Origin of the sequence: Sinorhizobium chiapasense (assembly GCF_045277575.1) — a bacterium.
Classification (GTDB): domain Bacteria; phylum Pseudomonadota; class Alphaproteobacteria; order Rhizobiales; family Rhizobiaceae; genus Ensifer; species Ensifer chiapasense_A.
The window spans coordinates 1-22752 of record NZ_CP144207.1; the positions used below are offsets into that span (position 1 = coordinate 1).

The 22752-nt window shown below is 60.9% G+C and carries 25 protein-coding genes and 2 pseudogenes; 15 read left to right on the top strand and 12 right to left on the bottom strand.

Translation table 11 applies throughout. The features are described from left to right. Positions 1–264 precede the first annotated feature (264 nt). From QM996_RS31115 to QM996_RS31160, 10 genes and pseudogenes are all read left to right on the top strand, one after another. A complete protein-coding gene (locus QM996_RS31115) occupies positions 265–852 on the top strand; it encodes a hypothetical protein (RefSeq protein WP_334141888.1) in 588 nt (195 codons plus the stop codon). Between the two features lie 126 nt (positions 853–978). Then, a complete protein-coding gene (locus tag QM996_RS31120) occupies positions 979–1224 on the top strand; it encodes a type II toxin-antitoxin system VapB family antitoxin (protein ID WP_334141890.1) in 246 nt (81 codons plus the stop codon). After that, positions 1224–1628, top strand: coding sequence for a type II toxin-antitoxin system VapC family toxin (locus QM996_RS31125; RefSeq protein ID WP_334141892.1), 405 nt, complete (start codon positions 1224–1226; stop codon positions 1626–1628). The genes QM996_RS31120 and QM996_RS31125 overlap by 1 nt, the downstream gene beginning before the upstream one ends. Positions 1629–1832: 204 nt before the next feature. Beyond that, positions 1833–2759 (top strand): ArdC family protein, encoded by a 927-nt coding sequence (locus tag QM996_RS31130; protein ID WP_334141894.1) that lies wholly within the window; start codon positions 1833–1835, stop codon positions 2757–2759. Between the two features lie 624 nt (positions 2760–3383). Then, entirely contained in the window at positions 3384–3695 is a 312-nt protein-coding gene (locus QM996_RS31135) for a DUF736 domain-containing protein (protein WP_221123667.1), read from the top strand. Between the two features lie 130 nt (positions 3696–3825). Next, the gene (locus QM996_RS31140) at positions 3826–4092 is read left to right on the top strand and encodes a type II toxin-antitoxin system prevent-host-death family antitoxin (RefSeq protein ID WP_334141898.1); all 267 of its coding nucleotides are present in this window, start codon (positions 3826–3828) and stop codon (positions 4090–4092) included. Beyond that, a complete protein-coding gene (locus QM996_RS31145) occupies positions 4089–4505 on the top strand; it encodes a hypothetical protein (protein ID WP_334141899.1) in 417 nt (138 codons plus the stop codon). The genes QM996_RS31140 and QM996_RS31145 overlap by 4 nt, the downstream gene beginning before the upstream one ends. Positions 4506–5137: 632 nt before the next feature. Continuing rightward, positions 5138–5446 (top strand): annotated as a pseudogene (locus tag QM996_RS31150) (DUF736 domain-containing protein). Between the two features lie 287 nt (positions 5447–5733). Beyond that, complete coding sequence (locus QM996_RS31155) at positions 5734–5898, top strand: hypothetical protein (RefSeq protein WP_334141900.1); 165 nt, start codon at positions 5734–5736, stop codon at positions 5896–5898. Between the two features lie 388 nt (positions 5899–6286). Next, positions 6287–6460, top strand: coding sequence for a hypothetical protein (locus tag QM996_RS31160; protein ID WP_334141902.1), 174 nt, complete (start codon positions 6287–6289; stop codon positions 6458–6460). A gap of 32 nt (positions 6461–6492) precedes the next feature. Here the strand turns inward: QM996_RS31160 and QM996_RS31165 are convergent. The 5 genes and pseudogenes from QM996_RS31165 to traC all read right to left on the bottom strand — a co-directional run bounded on the left by QM996_RS31165 (position 6493) and on the right by traC (position 10256). Then, positions 6493–6746, bottom strand: a pseudogene (locus tag QM996_RS31165) (WGR domain-containing protein). A gap of 202 nt (positions 6747–6948) precedes the next feature. Continuing rightward, on the bottom strand, positions 6949–7533 hold the full coding sequence (locus QM996_RS31170) for a thermonuclease family protein (RefSeq protein ID WP_334141904.1): 585 nt from the start codon (positions 7531–7533) through the stop codon (positions 6949–6951). Positions 7534–7839: 306 nt separating this feature from the next. Then, positions 7840–9756 (bottom strand): Ti-type conjugative transfer system protein TraG, encoded by a 1917-nt coding sequence (traG, locus tag QM996_RS31175; RefSeq protein ID WP_334141906.1) that lies wholly within the window; start codon positions 9754–9756, stop codon positions 7840–7842. Next, entirely contained in the window at positions 9743–9958 is a 216-nt protein-coding gene (gene traD, locus QM996_RS31180) for a type IV conjugative transfer system coupling protein TraD (RefSeq protein ID WP_334141907.1), read from the bottom strand. Before traD ends, traG begins: the two co-directional genes overlap by 14 nt. 4 nt (positions 9959–9962) lie before the next feature. Continuing rightward, positions 9963–10256, bottom strand: coding sequence for a conjugal transfer protein TraC (traC, locus tag QM996_RS31185; RefSeq protein ID WP_334141909.1), 294 nt, complete (start codon positions 10254–10256; stop codon positions 9963–9965). A gap of 252 nt (positions 10257–10508) precedes the next feature. On the opposite strand from traC, the gene traA reads away from it, so the two are divergent. The 4 genes from traA to QM996_RS31205 are packed head-to-tail and all read left to right on the top strand — an operon-like array spanning position 10509 to position 16164. After that, positions 10509–13817, top strand: coding sequence for a Ti-type conjugative transfer relaxase TraA (traA, locus tag QM996_RS31190; RefSeq protein WP_334142256.1), 3309 nt, complete (start codon positions 10509–10511; stop codon positions 13815–13817). Further along, positions 13814–14380, top strand: a complete 567-nt coding sequence (gene traF / locus QM996_RS31195; RefSeq protein WP_334141911.1) for a conjugative transfer signal peptidase TraF — start codon at positions 13814–13816, stop codon at positions 14378–14380. The genes traA and traF overlap by 4 nt, the downstream gene beginning before the upstream one ends. Next, positions 14370–15533, top strand: coding sequence for a conjugal transfer protein TraB (locus QM996_RS31200; RefSeq protein WP_334141913.1), 1164 nt, complete (start codon positions 14370–14372; stop codon positions 15531–15533). Before traF ends, QM996_RS31200 begins: the two co-directional genes overlap by 11 nt. A 16-nt stretch (positions 15534–15549) precedes the next feature. Continuing rightward, positions 15550–16164: a TraH family protein gene (locus QM996_RS31205; protein ID WP_334141915.1), complete on the top strand. Its 615-nt coding sequence runs from the start codon at positions 15550–15552 to the stop codon at positions 16162–16164. 85 nt (positions 16165–16249) lie between these two features. On the opposite strand, the gene QM996_RS31210 is transcribed toward QM996_RS31205, so the two are convergent. Together QM996_RS31210 and QM996_RS31215 are read right to left on the bottom strand one after the other, a co-directional pair. Next, positions 16250–17473: an ATP-binding protein gene (locus QM996_RS31210; RefSeq protein WP_334141917.1), complete on the bottom strand. Its 1224-nt coding sequence runs from the start codon at positions 17471–17473 to the stop codon at positions 16250–16252. Between the two features lie 193 nt (positions 17474–17666). Beyond that, complete coding sequence (locus QM996_RS31215; RefSeq protein WP_334141919.1) at positions 17667–17888, bottom strand: helix-turn-helix domain-containing protein; 222 nt, start codon at positions 17886–17888, stop codon at positions 17667–17669. Between the two features lie 244 nt (positions 17889–18132). On the opposite strand from QM996_RS31215, the gene QM996_RS31220 reads away from it, so the two are divergent. Next, positions 18133–18453, top strand: a complete 321-nt coding sequence (locus QM996_RS31220) for a transcriptional repressor TraM (protein WP_334142258.1) — start codon at positions 18133–18135, stop codon at positions 18451–18453. 3 nt (positions 18454–18456) lie between these two features. On the opposite strand, the gene QM996_RS31225 is transcribed toward QM996_RS31220, so the two are convergent. From QM996_RS31225 to QM996_RS31245, 5 genes are all read right to left on the bottom strand, one after another. Further along, positions 18457–19161, bottom strand: coding sequence for an autoinducer binding domain-containing protein (locus tag QM996_RS31225; protein ID WP_500270569.1), 705 nt, complete (start codon positions 19159–19161; stop codon positions 18457–18459). Between the two features lie 328 nt (positions 19162–19489). Next, complete coding sequence (gene trbI / locus QM996_RS31230) at positions 19490–20788, bottom strand: IncP-type conjugal transfer protein TrbI (protein ID WP_334141923.1); 1299 nt, start codon at positions 20786–20788, stop codon at positions 19490–19492. Between the two features lie 13 nt (positions 20789–20801). After that, the gene (trbH, locus tag QM996_RS31235; RefSeq protein WP_334141924.1) at positions 20802–21239 is read right to left on the bottom strand and encodes a conjugal transfer protein TrbH; all 438 of its coding nucleotides are present in this window, start codon (positions 21237–21239) and stop codon (positions 20802–20804) included. A gap of 3 nt (positions 21240–21242) precedes the next feature. Continuing rightward, positions 21243–22055: a P-type conjugative transfer protein TrbG gene (gene trbG, locus QM996_RS31240; protein WP_334141926.1), complete on the bottom strand. Its 813-nt coding sequence runs from the start codon at positions 22053–22055 to the stop codon at positions 21243–21245. A 17-nt stretch (positions 22056–22072) separates the two neighbouring features. Then, a complete protein-coding gene (locus QM996_RS31245) occupies positions 22073–22735 on the bottom strand; it encodes a conjugal transfer protein TrbF (RefSeq protein WP_334141928.1) in 663 nt (220 codons plus the stop codon). Positions 22736–22752 lie beyond the last annotated feature (17 nt).

Here is a 22752-nt window from a genome sequence, read left to right on the forward strand (position 1 = left end):
GTCGGTTTTGCTGCGGTCTGAACCAGCGGCCGTTCGCTTCAAGGCCGCGTTCCGCGCCGCGGGGCGGCCGGAAACCGCCGTCCTTCACGGAGCAGGCTCGCGGGCGTCGCGGGGCAGGATGCCCAGCTAGCCCGCAAACCGGCTCCGCTCTGCCTGTCGTTTCCGGACCTTGAAGCGTCCGTCTTCCGCCGGTTCGGGGCGACCGCACCGAAGGGCAAACCGGCACGGGGCCGGAGCCGCTTCGAGGTTGGAAAGGAAGAAACCATGGCAAAGCCCGCTACCTCCCCTCGTCAATCCGCCCGCGTCGTGGCCCTGCGCAAAGGCGCAACCCTCGAAATGGTCCGGCTCACATGCCCGGACAGCGCCCAGGCGCTGAAGATCGCCGAGAGCTTCGGAACCGCGATCGTCGACAGCGACGGAATCCGCGATCTCCATGAGCGCCTAATCTCCGAGACGGCCGATGCTCTGAGCGACGGCCTCGGCGAAAAGGCCATGCAGATCCACCTGCAGCGGATCGTCGGCGCCTTCGTAGGTTCCGCCCACGGTGCAGGCCAGTTCTACAGCCGCGCCGTCACCGAGGCGCGTGACGCCACCGCCAAGGCGGCCAACGACAGCCGCGACGAGGACATCGACGGTCCTGTCGGCTATGATAGTGCCGCCCAGCGCAAACGCGAGTTCGCTGCCGACATGGGCGTCCAGGCTCATGCGCTTCGGATGGCCGCGGAGGGCGCCGTTGCAGCCTACAAGCAAATCGTCGGTGAGACCTGGAAGCCCTTCGACCGGCCCGTCGAAAACCCGGGTCACTCCCTCGATCGCAAGGCGGCCGAAGCACAGATGTCGGCCTTCGACTAAGCGCTTTCCGGCGGGGCTACGGCCCCGCCTTTTCCCATGGCGAGAGGCACGGGGTGCCGACGGCCTTGGAAAAGGCCGTACAATGATCTACATTATTTTCGAGAATTATCTACATGGAGACGGCTCATGCCGATCAACGTCAACAATCCGGAAGCGGACGCGCTGACGCGCAAGTTCGCCGAAATGGCCGGTGTCGGGATTACCGACGCCATCGTCATCGCCATGCGAGAGGCGATCGAGCGTCGCAATCGCGCGGAGACGCCATTGCAAACTGCTGCGCGCTTGCGGGAAAAGCATGGGGTCGCGATGAGCGACGACGCCCGCAAGCCGCTTCCCCGGGAAGCCTTCGACGAGATGTGGGATGATGCTTGATGTTCGTCGATGCCTGCGCGATCATCGCGCTTCTCTCCGATGAGCCAGAAGCGGCGCGCGTCTCCGACGCCGTTGCTTCTGCCAGACATCCCTTTACATCTCCGGTCGCCATTCTCGAAACCGTCCTCGGCCTTGCACGGCCGGACAAGTTCAATCTTCCGGTGCCGGCGGTCGAAACGATCGTGATGGAATTCCTCGAAGCGCGGGAAATCGAGGTTCGCGATCTTCCGCCGGCGTCCGAGACGACGCGGCTCGCCCTTGTCGCCGCGCACCGCTATCGCAGCGGCCGCCATGGCCTGAACCTCGGCGATTGCCTCCATTATGCCTGCGCCAAATTCCATGGCGTACCGATCCTCGCCACGGCGGACGAGTTCAGGTCGACCGACCTCGAAACCATTCCTTGAACCTGCTGAAGGAGTGACGCCCAGAGCGGCCGTCGCAACCCCGTCCGGATTAGGTCCTGGCAGAGCGAGGCGTTCGGGCAACGGCTTCGCCGTCCTTCACGTCCGTTCCGGCCTGCCGGTGCCCTCACACCCATCCGCTCCGCCCTTTGGACCGCCGTGACGGGGTCGCGATCGGCGCGATCCTCCTGGAAATGGAGGTTTGGAATGAGTAGGAAGGACGAAGGCCAACGCGCCGACATTTATACGCGGATCACTGACAAGATCATCGAAGATTTGACGAATGGCGTTCGGCCCTGGATGAAACCATGGAACACGGCAAATACGAACGGTCGTATCACTCGGCCGCTGCGCCACAACGGCCAGCCCTATTCCGGCATGAATGTGCTGCTGCTTTGGTCGGAAGGCATGGCCCGCGGCTATTCCTCCCCGATGTGGATGACATTCAAGCAGGCACTCGAACTGGGATCGGCCGTGCGCAAGGGGGAGACCGGCGCGACGGTGGTCTTCGCAAGCCGCTTCACCAAATCCGAAACGGACGGCAATGGCGGCGAGATTGAGCGGGAAATCCCGTTCCTCAAGGCATACACGGTCTTCAACGTCGAGCAGATCGACGGACTTCCCAACCATTATTACCATCGCGCGGATCCCGTCTTCGATCCTGTCGAGCGCATTGCGCACGTGGACCGCTTCTTCCGGAACACCGGCGCGCTGATCCGCCATGGCGGAAGCCAGGCATTCTTCGCGCCCGCCGCCGACCTCATCCAGATGCCGCCGTTTGAGAGCTTCCGGGATGCCGCGAGCTACTATGCGACGCTGAGCCATGAGGCCACGCACTGGACGGCGCCCGCCAGCCGCGTCGGACGCGATTTGAGCCGATATGCCAAGGACCGATCCGAGCGCGCCCGCGAGGAGCTCATTGCAGAGCTTGGCAGCTGCTTCCTTTGCGCCGATCTCGGCATTGCGCCCGAGCTCGAGCCGCGGCCGGATCACGCCTCTTACCTTCAGTCCTGGCTGACCGTTCTATCGAGCGACAAGCGAGCGATCTTCCAGGCCGCGGCGCATGCACAGCGCGCCGTTTCCTATCTTCACGATCTCCAACCGGCGGAGAGCCAGGACCGGCAGGCGGCTTGAAAGGCTCGGCCGTTCCAAGCCCTCAAATCAAGACTGGCCGCCGCCGACGGCGGTGGCCGGCTCCGCCACCGGCTCGGCCCCTACCTGCAGCTCTTCGTCCGTTCTCAAGTCCACCTTGCCCCAGATCGACATTTTCTGTTGACCCGATTTCGGCTTGCGGGACGGTTTGATTTCGACAGTGAACGGCTAATCGCGCTGCAACGATATCCCGCGTATCGATCAAAGCAACTGGCGCGTCTCGGAGTTGATATCGAGGTGTTCGCGGCAAACGATCTGGTAGCGGTAAGCGGCTCCCCTATTAGCCGTTTAAACAGATGCGATCGAATGGCGTGCGCGTCGCCATCGCCATGCCCTTTCTTCTGTTGCCGACGCTCCCTTCTGCGGGCTCGATGAGGCATGTCTGACCGGAGAGCGGCTTCGCCTCGATCGTCTTCCCGCAACGGCCCTCCGGAACTTTCTTCCCCTGCCGGCTCCGCCGCCATTCCTCGCGTGACAACAAAGTTCCTCCCGGCCGCCCTCCATTTCATTCCGGCCTTGTGAGGTGCGGTTCGATCGTCCCCGGTCTTTGCGACAGCCATCGAGGCCGCGAAGGGCGCGGCCCGAAACAACGAAAGGAACATGACAATGGCTACCATCGGCACCTTCACCTCCACCGAAAACGGCTTCACCGGTTCGATCCGCACCCTCGCCCTCAACGTCAAGGCTCGCATCGCCCGTATCGAAAATCCCTCCGACAAGGGCCCACACTTTCGCATCTACGCGGGTGCCGTTGAGCTCGGCGCCGCCTGGCAGAAGCGCTCTGAACAGACGGACCGCGACTACCTCTCGGTCAAGCTCGACGATCCGAGCTTCCCGGCTCCGATCTACGCGACGCTGACGGAAGTCGAAGGCGAAGACGGCTTCCAGCTGATCTGGTCCCGCCCCAACCGGGACTGAGGAGCCACCTGCCCCGCCAAGGCGGGGCCAATCGGCTGCAATATACAGCATTTACAGCAATGCTGTATCTGCTGTATATTGCCGATACAGGCGCTATCGTCGACCCGCCCCAGATACAGTGGAGATAAACATGTCCCGTTCCAGTGGTTCATACTCAACGAGCGATCTTTCCCGAAAATCCGGCGATATTATCGCGGAGGCCCTGCGGCATCCCGTGACGATCACACAGCGCAATAAGCCGCGCCTCGTGCTTCTCAACATCGATGACTATGAGCGGTTGATGCGGCAATCCGATACGCGTTCGGCGGGCACGCTCGAAACCATGTCGCGCGAAATGCTCGACGAATTCGAGGCGGCAGTCGATGCCTACGCCGAGAGCGAAGAGGTTAGCCGATGAGCGGCTATGACGCCATCCAGACCGCGACAGTAATCCGCTATCCCTATCTATGGGCGAGAGAAGCCGGCAAGGGTGAGACTGAGGGGCGCAAGGATCGGCCGGTCACGGTTGGCGTAAGGCTCCCACGACCCGACGGAGATTTGGTGGTGTTTTTCCCGATCACCACGAAGCCGCCGGAGAAGGCTCGCTTCGCCGCGGAAATCCCCGCTATTGAGAAACGGCGGGCCGGGCTCGATGCAGATCTGCGGCTCTGGATCATCCTCGATGAATTCAACAGCGACGTCGTCGGCCGCTCCTTTTACCTTGAGCCCGAACCACCGCTAGGCCGATTCAGCAAGGCCTTCTTCCTTCCCCTTCTTCGGGAGTTTATCGCGCGTCGCAAATCGCTTACCGAGATCAGCCGGTCCAGATAGTACCCGCAAGGTTTCCCTCCGGAGTGCCCAGTTGGGCTGAACCTTACTCTCGGGCCGGGGGAAGAACCACGTGAAGGAGTCTGGTGCCGCTTTGCCAAATATTCCGATGTGGCCGTGGCACTCGAATCCGGTTGACGGTGGATAGCCGACACGATGGTGCCGAGGTCCGGCCCGAAGATTGCTCAGCTCTGTCCGGTGCAAAAGCACCGATAACAGGCAGTGAAGGCAGATGTGCGACTGCTTTACGCCGGCACGGTTGCGGTCTGGCGCGGTTAGCGAGCGGTCTGGGAGAGTGGGCACTAGGCTGACCGTGCCGGCGCAATGAAGTTTGCAGACGAGGGCCGCCAGCGCCATGTTCCTTCCCTTCATTGTTGCCGGCGCTCCCTTCTGCGGGCTCGATGAGGCATGTCTGACCGGGGAGCGGCTTCGCCTCGATCGTCTTCCCGCAACGGCCCTCCGGAACTTTCTTCCCCTGCCGGCTCCGCCGCCATTCCTCGCGGAACAACAAAGTTCCTCCCGGCCGCCCTCCATTTCATTCCGGCCCTTCAGGTGCGGTCCGATCGTCCCCGGTCTTTGCGACAGCCATCGAGGCCGCGAAGGGCGCGGCCCGAAACAACGAAAGGAACATGATAATGGCTACCATCGGCGCCTTCACCTCTACCGAAAACGGCTTCACCGGCTCGATCCGCACCCTCGCCCTCAACGTCAAGGCGCGCATCGCCCGCATCGAAAATCCCTCCGACAAGGGCCCGCACTTCCGCATCTACGCGGGTGCCGTCGAACTGGGCGCTGCCTAGCAGAAGCGCTCCGAGCAGGACCGCGACTACCTCTCGGTCAAGCTCGATGACCCGAGCTTCCCGGCTCCGATCTACGCGACGCTGACGGAAGTCGAAGGCGAAGACGGCTTCCAGCTGATCTGGTCCCGGCCGAACCGGGACTGAGGAGCACCGGCCCCGCCAAGGCGGGGCCCACCCTCACCTTAGAAGCCGGAAAAAGGCATCGAGCCGGTTTCCGGCTTTTGGCTGCCAAACGAGAGGTAGGGGTCTGCTCAGATCGAGCCATTTTGCCGTGACGAAAGGGCAGCCTCAAGGACGAGCGGTTCCCCCAAAATGCTCGCGCATTTCGGTTCCCCCACCGCCGCGGTGCGGGCGCGTTCCGCGCTCCTTGACCCCGCCCTCTCCTCACGTCCGCGGTCGCCATCTTTATCAAACATCAGGAGATGACGACGATGACCATCGAACAGCACATCGAAGAACTGCGTGCCGAGCTGCGGAGCGCCATCGACGTAGATGAGCGCCGGCAGATCGAGGCCGAACTCGTATTCGCCCAGGCCGAACGCGAGGTCATCTTGGCCGAGCAGGACGGCCGCCTCAACGCCGAGCCTCCGTTCTGACCGAGGCTTCTCTCCACGCCCGGAAGCCGGGCGGATCGACCGGCCGCTCGGCTGTCAGGGATTTCGCCCCTCGACGCTCCTCCGCTGGCCGCGGACGATCGACGCTCAATATCCTCCGGTCAACGCCTTCCGGCGCTAAGCGCTGCTATAGCGATCAGTTGCGCCTCTCCTTTCGACCCGGCTGTCATCTGCATCGCGGATGTTGCAGCCCGTTCGTCATGATACAACCTGCCGCCGCCAGAATTTTCCCCGCCGCGCTGCGGCTCCTCGCGGGACAAAATTCAGTCGCCCGCAGGTCCTCCGCTCTGCTTCGGCCGTTTCGGTGCGTCCCTCCTTTCCGGTCAGCCGCCTATCCCCGCGATGACCGCAATTCGAAAGGAGGTCCATCATGCAACAGCTCGCTCAGTTCCTCGCCGCCACCGGCCGCCGGCTCCGCGCCCTCGGCAAGGTGATCAGCCACTTCTTCCGCAGGGGAAAGCTCGGCCTGAAGCTCGCAATCAATATCCCTTTTCTCGTCGAGATAGAGGTGTCCTTCGAGACCGACTGGAACCGGCGCCGATGAGGTTTTTCGAGGCCCGCTTCGGTGGGCCTTTTTCAACTCGGCATGGACGCGCGGGGACGGTAACCGCGCTTTCGCTTCTGTAACAGTAGATCGAGAAACAGCCGGACGGCTTCCTCCTCCCGCCCGAAATGATGGACCATCATCTGTCCCCTGGATCCAATGCGGCCCCATTTCCGCAGCAGGCACACATCCCCGAACAGATTTGGTTCGATCGACATGGCATGCGGGCCATGTTCCTCGAGGCATCGGAGCGTTCGACATAGAGGTGGTAGGGCTGAGAGATCATGAGGGCAGAATCGCTGATCTCGATGGTTGCGTCCAACGACACTTATGAATCGATGGGCTGGGATCGATTCATATCGGTGATGATATGCGGCAGGTCGTGATGGGCTTGGGCGAGACGCCTTCGGCGCACGGCTCTATTCGCTTCGCTCACGGGAGCCCGCACGCGGTCTCCGCCCAGTCGGGTGACGATCCTCTCGCGAACCTCAGCCACACCATCCGTGTCTCTCACCGTCCCAGGACCTTGCAAGGCCTTCATGAACAAGTGTGCTGCCGAGCGAACGCCCCGCGCGGGTCACCGTGCGGAGCTTGCGCCCATACTTGTCCTCGTCTCGGACGCCGGTCGAAAGCGAGAACGTCCCCGCGTTGAGCAGGGCCAGGAGGCGTGCCTTCGCCGCCTCCCCTTTTAGCCGTTCTGCCTCGCATCGCGGCGGGCTCAACTCAGGTGTGTCGATATCGGCAATGCGGATTTTCTCGCCATCGAACCAGAACGTATCGCCATCGACGACACAATTGATGTGACGACCATCGCCACAGATCGAAAACGAGGCTGACAGTGAATCCGCCGTCGAGATGTTGGCGAAAGCCAGGAGGCTCGTGAGGTTGCTTGGGCCGCAAGCTGAGAGGATGCCAGCGACGACAATAATCGCGAGCCCCACGATCGCGATCGGTCTTCCGTGACGAAGAGGATAAGCGAAACGAGATCGCTTGCGCTCAGCACGGATTTCCTTCCGGCCGTCGCCGCCTGCCTTCCGGGGTCTCCGGAATGGCGTCACGTTGTTTTGCGCCAATTTAGTCTCCATTCATTTCGCCGAACGGTACGACGGCCATGGTTTCGTCCGGGTTTACCGCCAACCTCGCGGTACGGCCGATAAAGCAGTGTGCGAGGTGTGGGGCGCAGTCGGTCCCGCCTCCCCTTCGGGTACCTCAGTTGAGGCTCCTGCGGCTGCCCTGTTTCCCGCCCCGCACGGCGAGAATTCCCGAAATCCCGCCCGTTGGTCGGCGCTCACGCTGATTTCTCCGATACTCTTCATTTTCCTGGATCAGCCTTGCTCGTTGGCACTGCGCGCCGGCTGGAGCACGCGGGCTTCAGACGTCTATCCGCCAGGGTGAAACCTGTTCGTGCCGACGCAAGCCGCCATATCTTCACGCCGGAACCAGATCGCTCGGCCGCATCGGAGCGGCGCATTCCCGGCCGTAAACACGATCTGCTCATCGGCGCGCATACGCAGAACTTCGTGTGGCTGGATAAGCGGTCTGGCCGCGAGTTGCTTCGAGCGCGTCCGTGACGATCCCTTCGCTTGGAAACTGCGGCTGACCTGGTCGGTCTCGACCGTGGTCATGCCACAACGCTTCGAGATGTAGTCCGCCGTCTCCGGATCGTTGATCGCGGCAAACGAAATCCAGCTTGCGCTCTCGAACCATTTGCTCGCGGCATCGCGGCCGCCATAGGTTTCGCGCATCTGGCCGATGGACTGGTAGATCATCGTGAGCGTGATGCCATACTTGCGGCCGGCGTCGCGAGCGGTCTCTAGGATGCGCATGTAGCCCAGGCGGGCAACCTCATCGAGAAGGAAGAGCGCCCTCCCCTTTACCTCGCCGTCGCGATTGTAGATCGCATTGAGGAACGACCCGATGATGACACGGGCGAGACCGGAATGCGTCTCCAATGTTTTCAGGTCGATGTTGATGAACACGTCGGTCTTGCCATCCGCAAGCGCGTCGGTCGAGAAGGTCGAGCCCGACACGAGTGCGGCATAGTTGGTGTAGGACAGCCAGTGCGTTTCCTTGACCGCATTGGCATAGACACCGGAGAAGGTTTCCGGCGTCATGTTGACGAAGGCGGCCACGTTTTCCTTCACGAAGTCCGAGTTCGAATTGTCGTAAATCTCCTGCAGCCGCTCACGCAGTTTCGGCTCGGGTTCGGCCAGATTGGAACGAACCTGCCGCAAGGTCTGGTGCTCCTGCTCGGTGTGACCGGACAGGCAGACGTCGGCGATCAGGGCGGTCAAGAGCTGAAGCGCCGATGCGCGAAAGAAGTCGTCGCGGACACCACGCGCGCCGCCGCTGTCGCTCATGATCCACGATGCGACCGAGGCGATATCCTCCTCTTTAGTTCCACCGAAGCGACCGATCCAATCGAGCGCGTTGAACCCGGTTTCCGGTTCCTTAGGATCGAGGATGCGGATGAAGCGCGCCGCACCTTTGCGCTGCTCAAGCACCATGGGAGCGACCTCGTTGGACGGATCGAGGACGACAAGGCCGCCGCCCCATTTGAGGGCCGTCGGGATTGTCACCGACGTCGTCTTGAAACCGCCCGAGCCCGCGAACACGATCCCGTGCGAGGATCCGAACGAACCGTCGAAGCAAAGCAGCGACGACTTGCCGCCGGCGCCCCAGGTTTCGGGGTCGCCGGCGCGAAACAACAGCGCCGCCGTGCTGTCCTTGTCGACTCGGTAGCGCTCGCCAATGACGATGCCGCCGGTATCGGCAAAGAGTTTTGCCGCTTCCTGCATCTTCATCCAGTCGGCTTCACCGTGAAGCGCCCTTTTTCCCCGTATGCGTTTCGGCTCGGCGCGTGCGAAGGCGGCATTGCCGACCAGTGCGACGCGTAGCGCAAAACATCCCGCCATCAACGCCGCCGTCGCACCGACCATCGTTGCATGATCAAGGTATGAGGTGATGGACTTGCCGTCCGGCACTTGCGCGGCGAATGCAGCGAGACGTGTGGCCTCGCGCATCACCGCGATCAGGATCGTCGCGATACTTCCCGCTGCGGCGCCCCAACCTGCGAATTTGATGCTGGTCGAGCCTGCGCTTGCGAACAGGAAGATCACGCCGATCGACGCGGCGGTGATATAGGGCGCGGCGATGCCTGTCCGACCCAATATCAACCTCGCGGCTTCCGTCTTGCCGAAGGTTGACAGCCATTGCTCGATCCCGGTCATGCCGATGACGGCCAAAACCATCAGCACGAGCGGGGCGACAGCGATTGTGATCCTATTCGCCGTCATCGCCAAAGGTCTCCGCGCCTATCGCGATCAATCGCGCCCGCTCGCCGTCGTCCGACTTCAAACGGCGACTGAGTTCAACCAGGGCTCCGAGCAGGAGCGCGCGCTTCTCATATCGCAAACCCGCTTTCACGATCAGGCCGCCGAGTTCGATCTTCTCGCGCGCATCTTTCTTGCGGGCGTCGGATGTCGTCGTCCTCGCCATTCGCTCAAGCCTCGTCACTGCTGCCCTGAGCCGCGCCAGATGGGACCGAGGCCGACGTCGATCCGATGCCGTCGCCGGCGCCCTTCTTTCCTCCGGTCGTATTTCCCTGATCCCGGCGAAAGCGTTTTGCCAAACCCTCGAAGGCGGCTTGCAGCTCGGCTTCCTCGATCTTGATGTCTCCAAGGCCAGCCTTGAGGGCAATCCGGCCGATGCGCTCGGCGTCACGGGTTTCCGCGGCCTTGAGCTGTTCCTGCAGCTTGGCGATTTCGTTGCGGATTTTCGAGGTTGGTTTTTTCATTCCGTCCGACTCCTTGGCTGAGAAAGCTTGTCTTTCGAAGCCAGTTTTTCCGAACAGAGTGCGGCGCGCACTACTGTGAATCCTACAATCGCCAAGGGCGATACTTTGGTGAATGATCCCGGCCGTTCCGAAGGAGCGGCTTCCAAGGGCGCAATTATACGTCGCTGATGCGACGCTCTGCTTTTGACCCCGGCTGGGCTGCCGCTCCCGACGAACCTGTTGAATCTGTTCGCAATCGGAGCTCAGACCGCCGTGGCCGTTCCTCATTTCTCCGTAAGTGTCGTCGCCCGCGGCTCCGGCCGCAGCGCCGTGCTGTCGGCGGCTTATCGCCATTGCGCCAAGATGGAATACGAGCGGGAAGCGCGGACAATCGACTACACCCGCAAGCAGGGTCTTCTTCACGAAGAGTTCGTCATTCCAGCCGATTCACCCGAGTGGTTGCGGTCGATGATCGCCGATCGCTCGGTCGCCAGCGCCTCGGAAGCGTTCTGGAACAAGGTTGAGGATTTCGAGAAGCGATCCGACGCCCAGCTCGCCAAGGATGTCACGATCGCGTTGCCGATTGAGCTGACGGCCGAGCAGAACATCGCGCTGGTCCGCGACTTTGTCGAACGGCACGTGATCGCGAAAGGGATGGTCGCGGACTGGGTCTATCACGATGCGCCGGGCAATCCGCATGTGCATCTGATGACGACGCTGCGGCCGCTCACAGAGGACGGGTTCGGCGCAAAGAAGATCGCAGTGCTTGGGCCTGACGGCAATCCACTCCGCAACGATGCCGGCAAGATCGTCTACGAACTGTGGGCCGGAAGCCTCGACGACTTCAATGCGTTTCGCGACGGCTGGTTTGCTTGCCAGAACCGGCATCTCGCACTCGCCGGTCTCGACATTCGCATCGATGGCCGATCGTTCGAAAAGCAGGGCATTGAGCTTACGCCGACCATTCATCTCGGGGTCGGCACCAAGGCCATCGAGCGGAAAGTGACGACAGAAGACCAGTCCGTTTCGCTCGAGCGGCTGGAGCTGCAGGAGGAGAAGCGCGCCGAGAATGCTCGGCGCATCCAGCGCCGTCCGGAGATCGTCCTCGACCTGATCACCCGGGAGAATAGCGTCTTCGACGAGCGTGACGTAGCCAAGATCCTCCATCGCTACATCGACGATCCCGGGGTCTTCCAAAGCCTCATGGCCCGCATCCTCCAAAGCCCCGAAACGCTCCGTCTCGAACGGGAGCGGATTGCGTTTGCGACCGGCATCAGGGTGCCGGCAAAGCACACGACGCGCGAGCTGATCCGGCTCGAGGCCGAGATGGGCTCCCGCGCGATCTGGCTCTCGAGGCGCTCCTCGCACGGCGTTCGAAGCGAAGTGCTCGAGGCGGCGTTCAGTCGCCATTCCCGTCTCTCGGACGAACAGAAGACGGCGATCGAGCACGTGGCGGGCGCCGAGCGGATTGCGGCGGTCATTGGCCGCGCCGGCGCCGGCAAGACGACGATGATGAAGGCTGCGCGCGAAGCGTGGGAAGCCGCTGGCTATCGTGTCGTCGGTGGCGCGCTTGCCGGTAAGGCCGCCGAAGGCTTGGAAAAGGAAGCGGGGATCGCGTCACGCACCTTGTCGTCTTGGGAGCTGCGCTGGAACGAAGGCCGAAACCGGCTCGACGACAAGACGATCTTCGTGCTGGACGAAGCGGGCATGGTGTCATCACGGCAGATGGCGCTGTTCGTCGAAACGGCGACGAAGGCGGGCGCCAAGCTCGTCCTGGTCGGCGATCCGGAACAACTGCAGCCGATCGAGGCGGGTGCGGCCTTCCGCGCCATTGCCGATCGGATCGGCTATGCCGAACTCGAGACCATCTATCGCCAGCGCGAGCAATGGATGCGTGATGCCTCACTCGACCTCGCGCGTGGCAATGTCGGCAGGGCGATCGATGCCTATCGTGCCAACGGCAGGATGATGGGCTCCGAGCTCAAGGCTGAAGCGGTTCAGAATCTGGTCGCGGACTGGGACCGGGATTACGATCCGACGACAACGACATTGATCCTCGCGCACCTTCGGCGCGATGTCCGCATGCTCAACGAGATGGCGCGCGCCAAGCTCGTCGAACGTGGCATTGTCGACGCTGGTTTCTCATTCAAAACGGAGGATGGAAATCGCCGCTTCGCGCCCGGCGACCAGATCGTTTTCCTGAAAAACGAGGGCGCGCTCGGCGTCAAGAACGGTATGCTCGGCAAGGTCGTCGAAGCCGCTCAGAACCGCATTGTCGCCGAGATCGGCGAAGCCGGCGATCGCCGTCAGGTCACCGTCGAGAGCCGCTTCTACAACAACCTTGACCACGGCTATGCCACCACCATCCACAAGAGCCAGGGCGCCACGGTCGATCGGGTCAAGGTGCTGGCTTCGCTCTCCCTCGATCGGCATCTGACCTATGTCGCGATGACCCGCCATCGCGAGGATCTCGGCGTCTATTACGGCGCTCGATCCTTCACGAAATCCGGCGGCCTGATCGAGATTCTGTCGCGGAAGGATTCGAAGGAAACCACGCTCGATTACGAGAAGGCGACCTTCTACCGCCAGGCGCTGCGCTTCGCCGAAGCCCGCGGCATGCACCTCGTCAATGTCGCCCGCACGATTGCCCGTGACCGGCTCCAATGGACGGTTCGGCAGAAACAGAAACTCAACCGTCTGGCCTACCGGCTCGTGGCCATCGGCGACAAGCTTGGCCTCGCCATCGGCGCCAAACCCATCAACGCGCAAAATCTCAAGGAGACCAGGCCCATGGTTGCCGGTATCGCGACGTTCCCGAAATCGATCGAGCAGGCAGTCGCCGACAAGCTCGAAGCGGACCCCGGCTTGAAGAAGCAATGGGAAGATGTGTCGACCCGTTTTCACTTTGTCTATGCGCAGCCGGAAGCTGCTTTCAAGGCCGTCAATGTCGACGCTATCCTGAAGGACGAGACCGTCGCCAAATCGACGGTCGCCAAGATTGCCAGTCGGCCCGACACCTACGGTGCGCTCAAAGGAAAAACCGGCTTGCTCGCGAGCCGCGCCGACAAGCGGGACCGCGAGCGGGCGGAACGCAACGTTCCGACTCTGGCGCAGAGCCTCAGCGACTACATGCGCCAGCGCAGCCGGGCCGAACAACGCTATCAGGCCGAGGAACTGGCAGTCCGCCGCAAGGTCGCGATCGACATTCCGGCTCTGTCTCCGGGCGCCAGACAGACACTGGAGCGCGTGCGTGATGCCATCGACCGCAATGACCTCCCCGCTGCGTTGGAGTTCGCTCTTGCCGACAAGATGGTCAAGGCAGAACTGGAAGGGTTTGCCAAGGCAGTCACCGAGCGCTTCGGCGAGCGCACCTTCCTGCCGCTGGCGGCCAAGGACACGAATGGAGAAGCCTTCAGGACAATTACAGCTGGAATGAGCCCCGGCCAGAAAGCGGAGGTCCAAACAGCCTGGAACACGATGCGCACGGTGCAGCAACTCAATGCCCACGAGCGAACGACCGAAGCCCTGAGGCAGGCGGAGACGCTGCGCCAGACGAAGAGCCAGGGACTATCGCTGAAATGAACGTTCCTCTTGTTGAAAAGCCGCCGGTGCGGCGACCAGGTAAGCCATTCCTGCTTGGCTTGGCGACGATCGCCACGGCCCTTCCCTGCGCGATCTCGGCCGCCTCGTTTGGTGGTTATCGGATCAATCTCACCCCGAGCGAACCTCTCGGTCTCTGGCGTATCGTCAAGCTCGACAGACCAGCCGCCGTCGGCGATCTCGTCTTCATTTGTCCGCCTCAGACCTCGGCCATGCGCCAGGCAAGAATGCGTGGTTATCTGCGCGCCGGCCTCTGCCCCGGTGGCATCGCGCCGCTCATTAAGACGGTCATCGCCGTTGCAGGACAACGGGTCGAAGTGGGCGCCAGCGTCAACGTCGATGGGCGTCCGGTTACCTACTCCGGTCTTGCCCAGCGCGACGGACAGAGTCGGCCGATGACGCCGTTCTCGGGCGGGATCGTGCCGGTCGATTACGTGTTCCTGCACTCGCGGTTCGCGGGCTCTTACGATTCCCGCTATTTCGGTCCGATCCCGGCTGCCGGCATTCTCGGCCTGGCGCAAGAGGTCCTGACCTATGCGCCGTGATCACCTACAGCCGGCACTGCTGACCGTCGGCTCTGTTCTTGCCGGAATGGTTGGGTGGAGCGGCAATGTTCTGCTCCTTCCGGCGGCGCTGGTTTTCCCGATCCTATGGGGGCATGCGCGAGCGAGATCCGTGGCGGCGATTGTTTCGGCCGGATATTTCCTGGCGGCATCCCGTGGTCTGCCGCAGGGTGTCGCCTCGTTCTATTCGTCGAACCTCTGGCCCGGTCTGTTGCTGTGGCTGTGCGCGTCGGTGACTTTTGTTGTGGTGCATGCGGTTCTCTGGACGAAGCGCCCAGGCCGCCGACCGTTTCGCTATCTCGTGGCGGCTGCGCTTATGGCTGTACCGCCAATGGGCATCACCGGCTGGGCACATCCTGTCACGGCCGCGGGAATTCTCTTTCCCGGATGGGGATGGTGGGGACTGGTAGCGATCACAGCCGGCCTCATGGGCCTCGTAACCCGCATGTGGCCGGCTGTCGCGATCGCCTTCACAGGCTTTTGGTTTTGGTCCGCCGCAAACTGGACCGAGCCGAAGGTACCTGAGGGTTGGCAGGGCGTCGATCTCGAACTGGGGTCAACGCTCGGCCGTGACCCCAGCATTCAGCGTCACCGTGATCTGATTGCCACGGTGAAGGGCCTCGAATCTGGCGGCGCCCCGTATATCGTTCTGCCCGAAAGCGCCTTGGGTTTCTGGACACCGACCGTCGAACGGCTCTGGGTTAAGGCTTTGCAGGCCACTGACATCGCCGTGGTCTCCGGTGCGGCCACGATCGATGCGACCGGATACGACAATGTGCTCGTCACTCTTTCGGCGAACGGCGGCAGGGTCCTCTATCGCGAGAGAATGCCGGTCCCGGGCTCGATGTGGCAGCCTTGGCGATCCTGGCTCGGTGAGAGCGACGGCGCCCGGGCGCATTTCTTCGCGAACCCTGTCGTGTCCGTAGGCCATACTCGGGTCGCTCCGCTTATCTGTTACGAGCAGCTCGTCGTCTGGCCCACTCTGCAATCGATGCTCTATGACCCGGACCTGATCGTTGCTGTCGGAAACGGATGGTGGACCAAAGGGACATCCATAGTCGCGGTCCAGCGAGCCAGCGCGATCGCCTGGGCAAAGCTGTTCGCGAAACCGCTTGTCCTTTCCTTTAACACCTGAATCCCAAGGAGGCGTCGTGCTGGACGCTGCCCTGATCAAAGAATGCGCCGATCCTTCTCTCAAGCCCGCGATCGTCGAGCAGTTCGTCGCGGCTGCCGGTTCGACGGACCCGCTCGCCGTGACCGTCAAGTCGGGCGGCCGGTTGATCCTGGTGCCGAAGGCGAAGTCGGCCGACGAAGCAATGACGATTGTACGAGAACATGCGGGAAAGGCGGTGGTTCGCGTCGGTCTGACTCAGCTTCCGGCTGGCCTGGGTGTGAAGGACGCCGCAGACGTTCGGCCCGACCTTGTCGATGGCTGCGAAAACCTCCGCAAGGGAACCTCGATGTTCGCCAAGGTCTTGAGGATCGTTGCCAAATGGTACGGTAACCCCAAGAGCGAAGATGTCTTCCCTCAGATATTCGAGGATGCGGTCTATGCTTGGAAGACTGGAGAATTCGAGGGCGTGAGCGTGTTTCAGGCGCAGGATCCGGGAGATGAAGCGGCAACGCCCAGCAGAGAACACCCCCGGCAAAGCGACACTAGCGGCGATAATTCGAGCGACGACACGAGCCCCGAAAACCCTCAAGAAAACAGTAGTGTTGGCTCGGCCGAGATGCGGATCGATCTTTCGAGGATTGGGGGTAAGTAGGTGCAGTGACGCGATGTCTCCATAACCAGGAACATTTTAGGGATCGCACAACCATCCACGTTTGCGGAAAGTTGATTTTGAAGCTCTAACGCCACAATGCGGAAATAGGAACGGCGTATAGGCGTTCACCGAATGGGATTACCTTTTCATGGTCATACATGACCAGGCCTGAAACAAATTTCTCTCCGGATGCCTCTGCCAATATTCGCAATCCAGAAAAGTCCGCACTCGAGACGGTTGCTGCCGCCTTTACCTCTATGCCAACAATCCGCCCTCTTTTGTCTTCGATAACGAGATCGACTTCGTTTTGCTCCTTGTCGCGAAAATGCGAGAACTCGAAGCGTTCTTCCCCGCCGCTCGCGAGCTTGAGGATCTCGGCAAAGACGAAAGTCTCCAGCAATGGCCCAAATTGCCCTCTTTCCGCCCGTAGTCGGTCGAGAGAAAGATCCCGAAGGGATGCAAGAAGACCGGAATCGAGAAAATGTATTTTGGGCGTCTTGGTCAGGCGTTTCAGCGTGTTAGAAAACCATGGCTGCACGGTCCGAGCGAGGAACAAGCTCTCGAATATGCCAACATATTTTTGCGTTGTGATATGATTCATCCCGATGGCGCTGCCAATTCCGGAATAGTTCACGAGTTGACCTGAATGCTCCGCAAGAATGCGCAGCAACCGCGGCATTTGTGCGATCTGCTCGATTTGCGCCACATCGCGAACATCGCGTTGAACGATCGCCTGGATATAATCCGCATACCAGTCCTGTCTGCGGGATGAGGTTTTACGGCCCAGTGCTTCGGGGTATCCACCTGCCAGAACTGTAGCCATCAAGTCGTCGCCGACGAGGGAATCTCCAGCTTTGGCATCGTTTCGAAAGGCGTCGAGCAAGAAGCTGCCGCCCGCCGCCCTGATTTCGCTTTGAGCGAGCGGTAGCAATCGAACGACCTCCATGCGTCCTGCGAGCGAGTCCGCTACACGTGGCAGAGTCATAAGATTGGCTGAGCCCGTCAGGAGGAAACGTCCCGGGCGTTGATCGGTATCCACGCTTTCCTTGATTGCCAGCAGCAGCTCGGGAGCGCGCTGAATCTCATCGATGATTGCCCGGTTCATACCTCTGACGAACCCAACGGGATCCCGTTGAGCTGCTTCCAGGGTCGTCGCGTTATCGAGTGTGTAATATTCCATTTCTGGACTGGCCATCTTCTTGGCCAGCGTCGTTTTGCCGGATTGTCGGGGGCCGACGATCAATACGACGCGCGTATCCGACATGGCGTCGTGAATCCGTTGCTCGGCGAGCCTTGGATATATCGCCATAGTTTTGCTCCTTATGACTATCTGAAACTATGGCGTTGGCTGATTGAAAGTCAACATGCGACGATTTGAAATCTACGCGATGCCCAATTGAAACCAAGCACGCGTCCTATCGATGGATGGATCGCTGATCCAGCCCGATTAATTGACATGAAAGCAGTCGTGGCCCTGGTCTCATAAGCCCCGCACGGCGGCTTCACTTCTTCTCCGGCCGTCGTTTCAGCAAATCAGACGCTTCTGTTTCTAAAACTGTCGCCAAGCGCTCCACCACGTCGATGCTCGCATTGTATACGCTGCGTTCCAGAGAACTGATGTAGGTACGATCGATACCTGCGCGGTGCGCAAGTTCTTCTTGCGACAGGCCTTTAGCCCGACGCGCGGCTTTCAGATTTCGTGCAAACACCTCTCGAATCTCCATGATCGAGAGAGCAACGACTTGCAGAGTATTTCACCACGGAGTATTCTCTACAAATCTGTTCTGCTTGTAGAATCAAGGTGATGCCGCAACGGCAAAGGCTTCTCTTCGTGCGGGCGCTGAATGACCGCAAGATTTCAACTCCCCCTCTCAACCCACCGAAATTTCGTATCCAATTGAAAGCGTGTACGATGCAAACTAAGCCTCGGTTCTTGGCGGCGGCAATATGAAGATAGAGGAGGTAAGGATGAACAACGCCGGCTCATCCGAGGCAGACGAAAAAGCTCTCAGGGGATGTCGCTACAGGTCGATGCAAAAATCGGAGCTTGAGGCGTTGGCTGTTTCCGCGATTAACGAACATCGGCAGCTGCTCGAGGCCGATCAAGCCGTTTACGAGGAGTGGTTGCGCGCAAGCGAAGATCCATCGATCTCCAGCAATGTCCTCCAGACGCTCCAGGATGAGTACGTTGCACGCCAGAAGACGTCCGGGGCCCAGCAAGAGGAGCTGTTGCACATCCTCGATGCACTCGGCTTCGTGCCCGACGTGCCTTTCGACGATGACAACTAGAACTCAGACCAGGCCGCGATCCTTGGCAATGGCAACGAGTTGCGGCACTGATTCCGCGTCAAGCTTTGCACGTGCTTTATCGAGATAGTGCTGCACGGTTCTGGCATTGATTCCGGTGAGGTTGGCGGTAACGGACGCAGTCTTTCCCCTCGACGCCCACACCAGGCAAAGCATCTCGCGCGGCGACAGCATCTGCTTGGGATTAAGCACCGTTTTCGCCGCAATGATCTTCAACTGGTAATGCACCGTCATCAGCAGTTGAACTGCCGTTTTGGGATCCAGCACGCCCGAAATGTCCACTTTCCCTTCCGGCGATGCGAAGGTCAGCATCATCGCGGATCCGTAGCTTCCCTCCGCGGGAATCGTGACGCCGCAGCGAATCCCATGGCCGATCGCCTCGTCACGAAACCGCCGAAGGGTAGATGATCCCCGGGCAGGCCAAGCGTCGGCGGTCCAGAAAAAAACGTCCCGCCGACGCTTTGCTTCCGCCAGCACGGGATCGATGTTGAAATAGTCGCTACCGAGGTAGATGCTTTCCCATGGTCCGGGATAGGAATTGAATGTCCTAACTTGGGTGCCGTCTTTTTGCAGGTAGGCGAACCGGTCATACCCGCAGGAATGCGCGAAGCTTCTAAGAGCACTCTTGATCATATGCCCATCCTGAGCGGCTTCCAGCATATCTATGAGCGAGCGAAGATTTCCGTCCACGGACATCTCTCCTATCTTCTTGACCCGGCGAGTTCGTCCTTTGGCGAAACGATAGGCCACGCGGGCCTTCAGCTCGTCTGGGCAATCGGGTCATGGCTGCGATTTTACGCACACAATCACTTTTGACCGGCAACCTCGGGTTCATACCGCATGCGAAGCATTCCCTCGGACCGTGTACGTTAGTACCAGCGGAGATGCCGCTTTCAAGCTCCGTCAGCCTAGAAATACGACAAACTGAGGAAAGGTTTTGCGCTGCAGTGATTGTAGCGCCACACCGCGCGTCAACCAGCGGCAGATACGGGGGTACAGGTTTCTGGTCCCCGCACCGCTAATTCCCACGATAGGCGGATGGAAGGATGATGTCCTGGTCGGCGAGGACATTGAACTTATAGCCGGGTCGAATGCGGATTGTTGGCTGGACGCTCAGATTCTTCGATATGGTGTGCTCAGCCACCCGGCCGAACGATTCAGCGAAGTTTCGGCGTGCGGCGTCCGAGGCAGTATCCTGTGTCGCCAGCGTCGAGCCCTCGGGCATCGACATGTCGATTCCGGTTCCAATCAGCGCGATCAACGCAGCCGATCCGAAGGTCCGCCAGAGATGGCGGTCGACCTTGTCAGCGAAGCCGCCATAGCCTTCGGCATCAGTACCCGCCATGCCACCGATCTGCAGCGTCGATCCGTTTGGAAAAATGAGGTCGGTCCAGACGACCAGGACCCGCTCCTGGCCGAACGACACCTTCGAGTCGTATCGACCGAACAGCTTGGCGCCTTGCGGAATGAGCAGCCGGTATCCCGTCGCGCTGTCGTAGACGTTCTGGCTGACCTGTGCGGTAATGCGTCCAGGCAGGTCGGAGTTGAGGCCGGTGATCAGTGTCGCCGGGATGACCGAGCCGCGCTTCAGTTCATAGGGTGATATCTGCGGCACGACCTTGTTCGGCAGATAGCCTAATTCCTTGATATCCTGGTTGAAGAAGTCCTCCTTCGAGGTCTGGCCGTTCTGATCGACATTCTGTCCCATGAGCCCGGATTTCATGGCGGCCGCGTAGAGGTCCGTGGCGTTGTTTGTCGTCACCGTCGCATTCTGTCGGCCGGAATCCACAGCAGTGGGCGTCTTCTCGACATCCGAGACGTCAACTTTCAGCGGTGAATCGAGCGCCGTCGCGTGGGCCTGGAGGCGCGCCATTCGCTGGCGCTGGGCCTCTCGGATATACTGCTCGTCCTGCTCGCGCTTCAGTCGGGCCTTCCACTCTTCTTCCGACTCGAGCCTGGGCCGTCGTACCTCCCGCTCTGCCGCGCGGCGCTCGACGACCGGCTCCTGCTTCTCGACCTTCTGCTCGGTCACGGGCGTCGGCTGGAACGTCTCGCGTTCGACTGGTTCGCCGATAATTCCGTCGGTCACACCTCGTTTGAGTTGGTCGCCGAAACTGGTGGCGGGCGTATTTGACGCGCTATCGATATCATTGCTGCGGTTGAAGTAGAGCCCGCGCCATGACAGGCCGATCACGACGACGCCGATGAAAAGAACGATGACGATGATGGCGACGATGATTGGCAGGCGATTGAGGCGACGCATGCCCTTTTGATCGTCGGCCTGGCTCGACGCGCCGAGCTGCAGCGACTGGACCATGTATCTCCTCCCATCAGTTCAGTTGCATGATCGAAAGCGGGCTTGCCGGCGTGGCGCCAGCGGGCGTCGCCGTGTAGGCCCGGCCAAGAGCAATCGACGGCGTCGAAAGTCGCGCGAGCACCTGACCGTCGACGCCATCGGTCCAATAGGCGAGCTCGACCGGCTTGACGTCTTTGCCGACTTTCCCGTCGGTGATGACCGCGTAGCCCCAGCCCTTCAACGCCGCCTCGAGCGCGGTCGCGAATTCTGACTTGTCCTTCTCCATCTTGATGGTTGTCGTGCTGGCGGGACCGATCTGTTCGGCGAGGCGACTTGCCATATCGCCGGCAATGGCGCTCGCAGCAGGTCCGGTGACCGGTACCGGGGTAGAGCTTGTGTTCAATCCGTCGTCAGCTGTCTGGCACCCGGAAAGAACTGCCGTGGCGAGAATGAAGGGGAGAAGCTTCCGCATCGTTCAACCTCCCCTCCGGATGGTGATCTTCTGCTGCCGCCAGCCGACACCGGAAACGAGGATCGCCTTGTCGACCGCATAGTCGACGATCATCATGTCGTTCTTCATTCTGTAGTTGACGATGCGGTTTTGACCGCCGGAGACCACGAAGAGCACGGGTGCATCTTGGCTGGCGATCGCCCTGGAAAACTGGATGTAGGTTTTCGTGCCGTCGGAATAGACCCGCTTCGGCTTCCACGGCGCACTGCCACTGATTGAATAGGAGAAGTTCAACTTATCGGGCGCAGCACCCGGGATGCCGCCAGTTTCAAGGCGGGCATTGATGTCGGCCAGCTTGGTCGACGCGTCCTCTGGATACTCGAAACCGACGCGCGCCATATACTGGCTGGGATGAGACTTGAGCTGGATATGATAGGTCCGCCGCGATGTCGTCACCACCATTGAGGTGACGAGGCCGGGTTCCGATGGCTTGACAATCAGATGGATCGCCTGCCCGCCGGACGCGCCTGATGTCGCCGGTTCGACCTTCCATCGCACGGTGTCGCCGACGAGGACGTCGCGAACGATCTCACCGCCTTGCAGCTCGATATCGCAGACCTGCAGCGGCGAGCAGACGACGGACGGCTGCGTTTCGCCAAACAGGAAGATCACCTTTCCGTCCGGTCCCGTGGTGACGAGGCCCGGCGTGCCCCGCCACTTACTTGAGAGTTTGGTGCCTTTTGCCTCGTTGGTCGTCATGCTTTGCGCGTGAGCGCCGATCGCAAAGACGAGTCCGGCCATGCAGCCGGCGGCTGCGATCAATCCTGTTTTGTGCATTGAAAAATCCCCTGCCCTTAAAGCTGTGCCGTCCAGTCGAAATCCCGGACATAGAGACCGATCGGATTGAGGCGGATCGTCGCCTCGTCCTGCGGCGCGGTTAGTGCGACCGTCGCGATGCCGCGGAACCGGCGAGTGCCGGTTTCCTTGCCCTTGCGATCTCGCTCGTATTCGGTCCAGTCGATCTGGTAGGTCTGGTTCGACAGCGCCACGATGTTGTTGACCTCGATGGCGACGGTTGCGGTTTTCGCTTTCTCAAAGGGTGAATTGGTCCGAAACCAGGTGTTGATCTTTTCTGTCGAGGGATCGGAGGTGCGAAGAAGGGCGTAGGTTCGGTCGATATACTGTTTCTGCACGACCGCATCCGGCGTGATCGATCGGAAGCTCGTCACGAAATTGCCGAGCGTCGAGCGTACCACCCGCACATCGGCATACTCGATCTGTTCGGGGAAGCCGGCGGTTACTGCGGTTCCGAGCTTGTCGACCTCGACGATGTACGGCACGAGCTTGACCTGGGTGCTCAGATACATCGCATAACCAAAGCCGATCACAGCCATGGTCAGGCCAAGAATGCCCACGATCCGCCACGCGGCGGCGGCCTGCACATAGGATCCGTATCGTTCCGACCATTCCTGCCGCGCGGCAAGATAGGGGTTCTCGGGGGCGCGGTTCGCTGCCATCGTCCATCACTTTCTAA